This window comes from Streptomyces sp. BR123, assembly GCF_013401435.1.
In the GTDB taxonomy this organism is placed as follows: Bacteria; Actinomycetota; Actinomycetes; order Streptomycetales; family Streptomycetaceae; genus Streptomyces.
On record NZ_JACBGN010000298.1, the window covers coordinates 1 to 8,633 of the forward strand.

The 8,633-nt window shown below is 72.7% G+C and carries 8 protein-coding genes; 5 read left to right on the forward strand and 3 right to left on the reverse strand.

Translation table 11 applies throughout. From position 1 onward, the window contains the following. Nucleotides 1-709 (reverse strand): serine hydrolase (locus HYE82_RS30385; protein WP_179177409.1); only part of this gene is annotated, 709 nt, incomplete at its 3' end. Nucleotides 710-991: 282 nt separating this feature from the next. On the opposite strand from HYE82_RS30385, the gene HYE82_RS30390 reads away from it, so the two are divergent. From HYE82_RS30390 to nadE, 3 genes are all read left to right on the forward strand, one after another. Further along, a complete protein-coding gene (locus tag HYE82_RS30390) occupies nucleotides 992-2,149 on the forward strand; it encodes an acyl-CoA dehydrogenase family protein (protein ID WP_179177410.1) in 1,158 nt (385 codons plus the stop codon). A gap of 6 nt (nucleotides 2,150-2,155) precedes the next feature. Continuing rightward, on the forward strand, nucleotides 2,156-3,034 hold the full coding sequence (locus HYE82_RS30395; protein ID WP_179177411.1) for an acyl-CoA thioesterase II: 879 nt from the start codon (nucleotides 2,156-2,158) through the stop codon (nucleotides 3,032-3,034). A gap of 83 nt (nucleotides 3,035-3,117) precedes the next feature. Further along, nucleotides 3,118-3,948: an ammonia-dependent NAD(+) synthetase gene (nadE, locus tag HYE82_RS30400; RefSeq protein WP_309144499.1), complete on the forward strand. Its 831-nt coding sequence runs from the start codon at nucleotides 3,118-3,120 to the stop codon at nucleotides 3,946-3,948. 52 nt (nucleotides 3,949-4,000) lie between these two features. Here nadE and HYE82_RS30405 read toward each other — a convergent pair whose 3' ends face one another. After that, nucleotides 4,001-4,813 (reverse strand): phosphatase, encoded by an 813-nt coding sequence (locus HYE82_RS30405; RefSeq protein ID WP_179177412.1) that lies wholly within the window; start codon nucleotides 4,811-4,813, stop codon nucleotides 4,001-4,003. Between the two features lie 56 nt (nucleotides 4,814-4,869). Beyond that, a complete protein-coding gene (locus HYE82_RS30410) occupies nucleotides 4,870-5,448 on the reverse strand; it encodes a TetR/AcrR family transcriptional regulator (RefSeq protein ID WP_179177413.1) in 579 nt (192 codons plus the stop codon). A 100-nt stretch (nucleotides 5,449-5,548) separates the two neighbouring features. On the opposite strand from HYE82_RS30410, the gene HYE82_RS30415 reads away from it, so the two are divergent. Both HYE82_RS30415 and HYE82_RS30420 read left to right on the forward strand, forming a co-directional pair. After that, on the forward strand, nucleotides 5,549-7,180 hold the full coding sequence (locus tag HYE82_RS30415) for a carboxyl transferase domain-containing protein (RefSeq protein ID WP_179177414.1): 1,632 nt from the start codon (nucleotides 5,549-5,551) through the stop codon (nucleotides 7,178-7,180). 27 nt (nucleotides 7,181-7,207) lie between these two features. Beyond that, the coding region (locus HYE82_RS30420; protein ID WP_179177415.1) for an acetyl/propionyl/methylcrotonyl-CoA carboxylase subunit alpha at nucleotides 7,208-8,633 on the forward strand (1,426 nt) is incomplete at its 3' end.

Genomic DNA, 8,633 nt, shown 5'->3' on the forward strand with positions numbered 1-8,633 from the left:
GGTCGGGGCCTTGGGGGAAGGAGGTGCCGGTCATGCCGAGGGGGCGGAAGATCCGGACCTCGGCCTGGTGGGCGTAGGTGTCGCCGGTGGTCTTCTCGATCAGCATGCCGAGGACCGTGTAGTTGATGTTGTTGTACTGCTGCTGCGTGCCCGGGGTGAAGGCCGGGCCCTTGGCGATGCCGGAGGCCACCACCTGGCGGGGGGTGATCGTCTCGTAGCGGTGCGGGTAGCCCTCCTCCACGGTTTCGCCGAAGCTGATGCCCGGCTGGATGCCGCTGGTGTAGTTGAGCAGGTTGCGGACGGTGACCTGCTCGAAGGCGGCAGGGAGGACGTCCGGGAGGTAGCGGCGGGCCGGGGCGTTCAGGTCGACCTTGCCTTCGGCGGCGAGCTGGAGGACGAGGGCCGCGGTGATGGCCTTGGTGGTGGAGCCGGCCCGGAAGCGGGCGTCGGCGAGGGCGGGGGCTCCGGTGCGGAGGTCGCGCACGCCGGCGGTGCCGGTCCAGTGGCCGTTCCCCCCGACGCGGACCAGGGCTGCTGTGGCGTCCTGGTCCGGGAGGCCGGCGAGGGCCTTGCGCAGGGCGGCGGTGTCGGGGCCCTGGGCGGTGACGGCCGCCGGGGCGGCGGCGTGGGCGGTGGCGCCCAGGGGGCCGGCGGTGAGGCCGAGGAGGAGGGCGGCGGCGAGGACGGTGCGCGTGCGGCGGCGGTTCATGCGGGCTCCTGGCTTGATCGCTGTGGACTGCTTCCATCCTGGTGATCGCATGCGGCCGCCGGATCCTTCGTGGAGAGGAGACGCCACCTGGGGGCAACCGTGCTTGCGGTCAGGGGAGTTGGCAGGGATGACCCTGAGGGCGCCACAGGACTTCCGGCCCGCGGAGGTGGCGCTTGTCATACCGTCTGCAGAGCTCTGGACAGAGTCCGCAACTCGCCGGTAACTTGTATGAGCAAGCGCTTAGACATAAGCGGCGGACCGCCGCGACGAAGGGAGCCGGCCGTGCGCCGTACGGTGTTCAACGAGGACCACGAGGCCTTCCGGGAGACCATCCGCGCCTTCATCGAGGCCGAGGTCGTGCCCGTCTACGACGAGTGGTTCGCCGCAGGCCAGGCGCCCCGCGACTTCTACTACAAGCTCGGCGAGCTGGGCGTCTTCGGCATCAACGTCCCCGAGGAGTTCGGCGGCGCCGGCCTGGACACCCACAAGTTCGAGGCCGTCCTGTACGAGGAGACCTCCCGCGCGGGCGTCAACTTCGGCGGCTCCGGCGTGCACGTGCTGCTCGCCCTGCCGTACATCAAGATGCTGGCCGACGACGAGCAGAAGAAGCGCTACCTCCCGAAGTTCGTCTCCGGCGAGGAGATGTGGGCGCTGGCGATGACCGAGCCGGGCACCGGCTCCGACGTCGCGGGCATGAAGACCACCGCCAAGCTCTCCGAGGACGGCTCGCACTACGTCCTCAACGGCGCCAAGACCTTCATCACCGGCGGTGTGCACGCCGACCGCGTCATCGTCTGCGCCCGCACCTCGGCCCCGACCGAGGACGACCGCCGCTTCGGCATCTCGCTGTTCGCCGTGGACACCAAGTCCGAGGGCTACTCCATCGGCCGCAAGCTCGACAAGCTGGGCCTGAAGACCTCCGACACCGCCGAGCTGGCGTTCGTCGACGTCAAGGTCCCGGTCGAGGACCTGCTCGGCGAGGAGGGCAAGGGCTTCTACTACCTCGGCCACAACCTGGCCTCCGAGCGCTGGGGCATCGCCTTCGGCGCGTACGCCCAGGCCGCCGCGGCCGTCCGCTTCGCCCAGCAGTACGTGACCGAGCGCACCGTCTTCGGCAAGCCGGTCGCCCACTTCCAGAACACCAAGTTCGAGCTGGCCGCCTGCCAGGCCGAGGTGGACGCCGCCCAGGCCGTCGCCGACCGCGCCCTGGAGGCCCTGGACGCCGGCGAGCTGACCCCGGCCGAGGCCGCCTCCGCCAAGCTGTTCTGCACCGAGGTCGCCCACCGCGTCATCGACCGCTGCCTCCAGCTGCACGGCGGCTACGGCTACATGAACGAGTACCCGATCGCCCGCCTGTACGCCGACAACCGCGTCAACCGCATCTACGGCGGCACCAGCGAGATCATGAAGTCGATCATCGCCAAGTCGATGGGGCTGTAAGTCGCCTTGAGCGAGGCACTCACCGATCTCCTCGATCTGCTCGACCTGGAGCAGATCGAGGAGAACATCTTCCGCGGCACGAGCCGCACCTCCCTGGTGCCGCGCGTGTTCGGCGGACAGGTCGCGGCCCAGGCGCTGGTCGCGGCCGGCCGGACCGTGCCCGGTGACCGCACCGCGCACTCGCTCCACTCGTACTTCCTGCGCACGGGTGACGCGGGCGCGCCCATCGTCTACTCCGTGGACCGGATCCGCGACGGGCGCTCCTTCACCACCCGGCGGGTCGTCGCCGTCCAGCACGGCCAGCCGATCTTCCACCTCTCGGCCTCCTTCCAGGTGTACGAGGAGGGCCTCGACCACCAGGTCCCGATGCCGCAGGCCCCGGACCCGGAGAGCCTGCCGACCGCGGCCGAGGCCCTGCCCGCCTACCGGGACCTGTTCCGGGACCCGGGCACGGTGGAACGGCTGCTGGAGGCGCGCGGCGCGGTCGACCTGCGGTACGCGACGACCCCGCCCTGGGGCACCATCGGAGCGCCGGTGGAGCCGCGCTCGCAGGTGTGGTTCCGGACGGCCGGGAAGCTGGAGGGCGATGACCCGCTGCTGCACACCTGCCTCGCCACGTACGTCTCGGACATGACCCTGCTCGACTCGGTGCTGCTCGCGCACGGCCGCGGCGGCTGGGCCGTCGGCGACGTGGTCGGGGCCTCGCTGGACCACGCGATGTGGTTCCACCGGCCGTTCCGGGCCGACGAGTGGCTGCTGTACGACCAGGACTCCCCCACCTCGCACGGCGGGCGGGGCCTGGGCCAGGCGCGGATCTGGACGCAGGACGGCCGGCTGGCCGTGACGGTGATCCAGGAGGGCGTCGTCCGCGTCCCGCGCGCCTGACGCCGCCCCGGGCCCCCGAAGACCCCCTCGGTAGGCTGGGGCGACAGCAACCGCGGCCGGAACGGCCGGAACAAGGAGCAGACGTGAGCGAGCCGGCGTCCATCGCCCTGCAGCAGGAGATCGCCCGGGAGCTGGAGGTCGCGGAGACCTTCGACGCCGAGCGGGAGATCGAGCGCCGGGTGGCCTTCCTCACCGAGCGGCTGACCTCCACCGGTCTGCGCTCCCTCGTCCTCGGCATCAGCGGCGGCGTGGACTCCACCACCACCGGCCGGCTGTGCCAGCTCGCCGTCGAGCGTGCCCGAGCCGCCGGGCACGAGGCCGTGTTCTACGCGATGCGGCTGCCGTACGGGGTCCAGGCCGACGAGCACGACGCGCAGCTCGCGCTGTCCTTCATCCGGGCCGACCAGGTGCTGACCGTGGACATCAAGCCGGCGAGCGACGCCGCCCTGGACGCCTCGGCGGCCGCCGGCGTGGCCTTCCGCGACGCCCACCACCAGGACTTCGTGCACGGCAACATCAAGGCCCGCCAGCGCATGATCGCCCAGTACGCGGTGGCCGGCGCGCACGACGGCCTGGTCGTCGGCACCGACCACGCCGCCGAGGCGGTCTCCGGCTTCTTCACCAAGTTCGGTGACGGCGCCGCGGACGTGGTCCCGCTGACCGGTCTGACCAAGCGGCGGGTGCGCGCCGTCGCGGACGCGCTGGGCGCGCCCGCGGCGCTGGTGTGGAAGACGCCGACGGCCGACCTGGAGACCCTCGACCCGGGCAAGGCCGACGAGGACGCGCTCGGGGTCACGTACGACCAGATCGACGACTTCCTGGAGGGCAAGCCGGTGGACGAGCGGGCCTTCGGGACGATCGTCCGCCGCTACCGCCTGACGGGCCACAAGCGCAGCCTGCCCATCGCCCCCTGAGGTCCGTCCCGGCGGGCGGGCGCGGGCACGTCCGCCGGGGAGTCCCGGACTGCTACGCCTCCAGGAGGCCCGCCGCGTTCAGCAGGTAGGCGACCATCGGGTCGTAGAAGCGCGGGTCGCGGACGTGGTCGTCCAGCGGGACCACCACCTGGAGGGTGCCCTCCGCCTCGCCGAGGAACAGGGCCGGGTCGTTGCAGTCCGCGTACGCGACCGCGTCCAGGCCGCGCTGCGCGGCGCAGCCCGCCCAGCCGTGGTCGGCGACGACCAGGTCCGGCTGGGGGCGGCCGGCCGCGGCGAGGCCGTCGAGGATGGCCGCCATCGGCGCCGGGGAGTGGGTGTGCCACAGGGTGGCGCCCCGCTCCAGTACCGCGACGTCGGCGAACTGCCACACCGAGGCCTCGTCGGCCGTCAGCCCGGACGGGATGACGACGATCTCGCAGCCCGCCGTCCGCAGGGCGTCGGCGGTGGCCCGGTGGACGTCGAGCAGGCCGCCCGGGTGGCCGGTGGCCAGCAGGACGCGCTGGCGGTCCAGGGCCGCCTTGCGCAGCCGGGCCGCCATCCGGTCGAGGGCGTCCACGGTCAGTTCCGGGTCGATGGTGTCCTGGCCCTGCCGGTGCCCGGGGTCGTCGACGACCCCGCAGCGCTCGGCCATCACCGCGAGCACGTCCTGCTCGTCCGTCCAGCGGTCGCCCAGTTCCAGGCCGAGCCAGTAGTGCCGGTCGCCGTTGGCGAGCTTGCGGTAGTGGGACAGGTTGTTCTCGCGCGGGGTGGCGACCTGTCCGGCGATCCGCGTGCGAACCAGGTGCTCGATGAGCTCGGCGCGGGTGGGAAGGGACGTCTCTATCGGCTTCGGCATGCGGCCCATTCTGCCGCCGCGACCACCGGTGCGCCGGTTCCATCCCAGCCGTCGGACGCGTCGTGTCACGCGGTCAGCGCTCCGAACGCCCCGTGCGCGAGCCGCCGCAGCAGCGATTCGGTCGCCTCCCGCCCGAGCGCCGCCAGGTGCGGGGTGGAGTTCAGCAGGCCGAAGACGGCGTGCACGGCCACCCGCACCTCGGCCTCGCCGACCTGCGGGTGCAGGGCCCGTACGACCTCGACCCACAGCTCGACGTACTGGCGCTGGAGCTGGCGTACGAGTTTGCGGTCGGCCTCGCGGAGCCGGTCGAGCTCCCGGTCGTGCAGGGTGATCAGCGCGCGGTCGTCGAGCGCGAAGTCGATGTGGCCGTCGATCAGCGAGGCCAGGACCGCGGACGGGTCGCCGTCGGTCTCCTCCACCCGGCGGCGCCCGCCGGTCAGCAGCCGTTCGCTGATCCCGACGAGCAGTTCGGCGAGCATGGCGTCCTTGCCCGCGAAGTGCCGGTACAGGCCGGGGCCGCTGATGCCCACCGCCGCGCCTATCTCGTCCACGCCGACGCCGTGGAATCCGCGTGCGGCGAAGAGGCGGGCGGCCTCACTGAGGATCTGCTCGCGACGGGTCGGGGCGGCCGCTGAAGTGCTCATGGGAATCCATTCTAGACAGGGGCCGTTAGCGGTCGTTAACCTTGGCTCCACAGAGGTTAACGCTCATTAACCGCGTGGACCGAGCAAGGGAGCTCGACCGATGCAGCAGGCACCCGTCCTCACGAGCGCCGCCGACCCGGCGTCCGAGGCCTGGCGCACCAACGAGGCCGCCCACCGCGAACTCTCCGAGGGCCTGCGCGCCCGCCTGGACGCGGCCCGGCTCGGCGGCGGCGAGAAGGCCCGCGCCCGCCACACCGCGCGCGGAAAGCTGCTGCCCCGCGACCGGGTGGACACCCTCCTCGACCCCGGCTCCCCCTTCCTGGAGCTGGCCCCGCTGGCCGCCGAGGGCATGTACGGGGGCGCGGCCCCGGCCGCCGGGGTGATCGCCGGCATCGGCCGGGTCAGCGGCCGCGAATGCGTCATCGTCGCCAACGACGCCACCGTCAAGGGCGGCACCTACTACCCGATGACGGTCAAGAAGCACCTGAGGGCCCAGGAGGTGGCACTGGAGAATCGTCTCCCCTGCCTCTACCTGGTCGACTCCGGCGGCGCCTTCCTCCCCATGCAGGACGAGGTCTTCCCCGACCGCGAGCACTTCGGCCGCATCTTCTACAACCAGGCCCGCATGTCCGGCGCCGGCATCCCGCAGATCGCGGCCGTCCTCGGCTCCTGCACCGCGGGCGGCGCGTACGTGCCGGCGATGAGCGACGAGGCCGTGATCGTCCGCAACCAGGGCACGATCTTCCTCGGCGGCCCGCCGCTGGTGAAGGCCGCCACCGGCGAGGTGGTCACGGCCGAGGAACTCGGCGGCGGCGAGGTGCACAGCCGCGTCTCCGGCGTGACCGACCACCTCGCGGAGGACGACGCGCACGCGCTGCGGATCGTGCGGAACATCGTGGCGACCCTGCCCGGGCGCGGGTCCCTGCCCTGGTCGGTCGAGCCGGCCGAGGAGCCGAAGGTGGACCCGTACGGCCTGTACGGCGCGGTCCCCGTCGACTCCCGCACCCCGTACGACGCCCGCGAGATCATCGCCCGGATCGTCGACGGCTCCCGCTTCCAGGAGTTCAAGGCGGAGTTCGGCACCACGCTGGTCACCGGCTTCGCCCGGATCCACGGCCACCCGGTCGGCATCATCGCCAACAACGGCATCCTCTTCGCCGAATCCGCCCAGAAGGGCGCCCACTTCATCGAGCTGTGCGACCAGCGCGGTATCCCGCTGCTGTTCCTCCAGAACATCTCCGGCTTCATGGTCGGCCGCGACTACGAGGCCGGCGGCATCGCCAAGCACGGCGCGAAGATGGTCACCGCCGTCGCCTGCACGCGCGTCCCCAAGCTGACGGTGGTCGTCGGCGGCTCGTACGGCGCGGGCAACTACTCGATGTGCGGCCGGGCGTACAGCCCCCGCTTCCTGTGGATGTGGCCCAACGCCAAGATCTCGGTGATGGGCGGCGAGCAGGCCGCCTCCGTCCTGGCCACGGTCAAGCGAGACCAGCTGGAGGCCGCCGGCCAGAAATGGCCCCTGGAGGACGAGGAGGCCTTCAAGGCCCCCGTCCGCGCCCAGTACGAGGAGCAGGGCAACGCCTACTACGCCACCGCCCGGCTGTGGGACGACGGGGTCATCGACCCGCTGGAGACCCGGCAGGTGCTGGGCCTGGCCCTGACGGCGTGCGCGAACGCCCCGCTGCCGCAGAGGGACCCGGCCCAGCCGGCCTTCGGCATCTTCCGTATGTGACCTGAGACGTGTGACGTGAGGACCCCAATGTTCAGCACTGTCCTTGTGGCCAACCGGGGCGAGATCGCGGTCCGGGTCATCCGCACCCTGCGGGAGCTCGGGATCCGGTCCGTGGCCGTGTTCAGCGACGCCGACGCGGACGCCCGCCACGTGCGGGAGGCCGACACGGCCGTCCGCATCGGCCCGGCCGCCGCCGCCGAGAGCTACCTGTCCGTGGAGCGGCTGCTCGACGCGGCCCGGCGCACCGGCGCCGAGGCCGTCCACCCCGGCTACGGCTTCCTCGCCGAGAACGCGGCGTTCGCCGAGGCCTGCGCCGGGGCGGGCCTGGCCTTCATCGGCCCGCCCGCGTCCGCGATCTCCCTGATGGGCGACAAGATCCGGGCGAAGGAGACCGTACGGGCCGCGGGCGTGCCCGTGGTCCCCGGCTCCTCCGGCAGCGGCCTGACCGACGCCGAGCTCGCCTCCGCCGCCGAGAAGATCGGCATGCCGGTACTGCTCAAGCCCTCCGCGGGCGGCGGCGGCAAGGGCATGCGCCTGGTCCGCGACGGGGCACTGCTCGCGGACGAGATCGCGGCGGCCCGCCGCGAGGCCCGCTCCTCCTTCGGCGACGACACCCTGCTCGTGGAGCGCTGGGTGGACCGGCCGCGCCACATCGAGATCCAGGTGATGGCCGACGCCCACGGCAACGTCGTGCACCTGGGCGAGCGCGAGTGCTCGCTGCAGCGCCGCCACCAGAAGGTCATCGAGGAGGCCCCCTCGGTCCTGCTGACCCCGGAGATCCGCGCCGCCATGGGCGCGGCGGCGGTGGAGGCGGCGCGGGCCTGCGGGTACGTCGGCGCGGGCACGGTGGAGTTCATCGTCCCCGGCGGTGACCCGTCCTCCTACTACTTCATGGAGATGAACACCCGCCTCCAGGTGGAGCACCCGGTGACGGAGCTGATCACCGGCCTGGACCTGGTGGAGCTCCAGCTGCGGGTGGCGGCGGGCGGCGGGCTCGGCCTCACGCAGGACGACGTGACGCTGACCGGGCACGCGATCGAGGCCCGCGTCTGCGCGGAGGACCCGGCCCGCGGCTTCCTGCCGTCCGGCGGCACGGTGCTGGCGCTGTCGGAGCCGTCGGGGCGGACGGTGCGGACGGACTCCGGGCTGACGGCCGGGGTGGCCGTGGGCTCCACGTACGACCCGATGCTGTCGAAGGTCATCGCGTACGGGCCGGACCGGGACGCCGCGCTGCGGGTGCTGCGGGGTGCGCTGGCCGACACCGTCATCCTGGGCGTGCAGACCAATGCGGGCTTCCTGCGGCGGCTGCTGGCCCACCCGGACGTGGTGTCCGGGAACATGGACACCGGGCTGGTGGAGCGGGACCTGGGCTCGATGCTGCCCGAGGGCGTCCCGCCGGAGGTGTACGCCGCCGCCGCGCTGCTGGCCCAGGAGTCCGCCCTCCACCCCGCCC

Coding starts and splice junctions, on each gene's coding strand:
- HYE82_RS30405 (WP_179177412.1), bottom strand. CDS start 4,813: ATGGGCCGCATGCCGAAGCCGATAGAGACGTCCCTTCCCACCCGCGCC.
- HYE82_RS30410 (WP_179177413.1), bottom strand. CDS start 5,448: ATGAGCACTTCAGCGGCCGCCCCGACCCGTCGCGAGCAGATCCTCAGT.
- HYE82_RS30415 (WP_179177414.1), top strand. CDS start 5,549: ATGCAGCAGGCACCCGTCCTCACGAGCGCCGCCGACCCGGCGTCCGAG.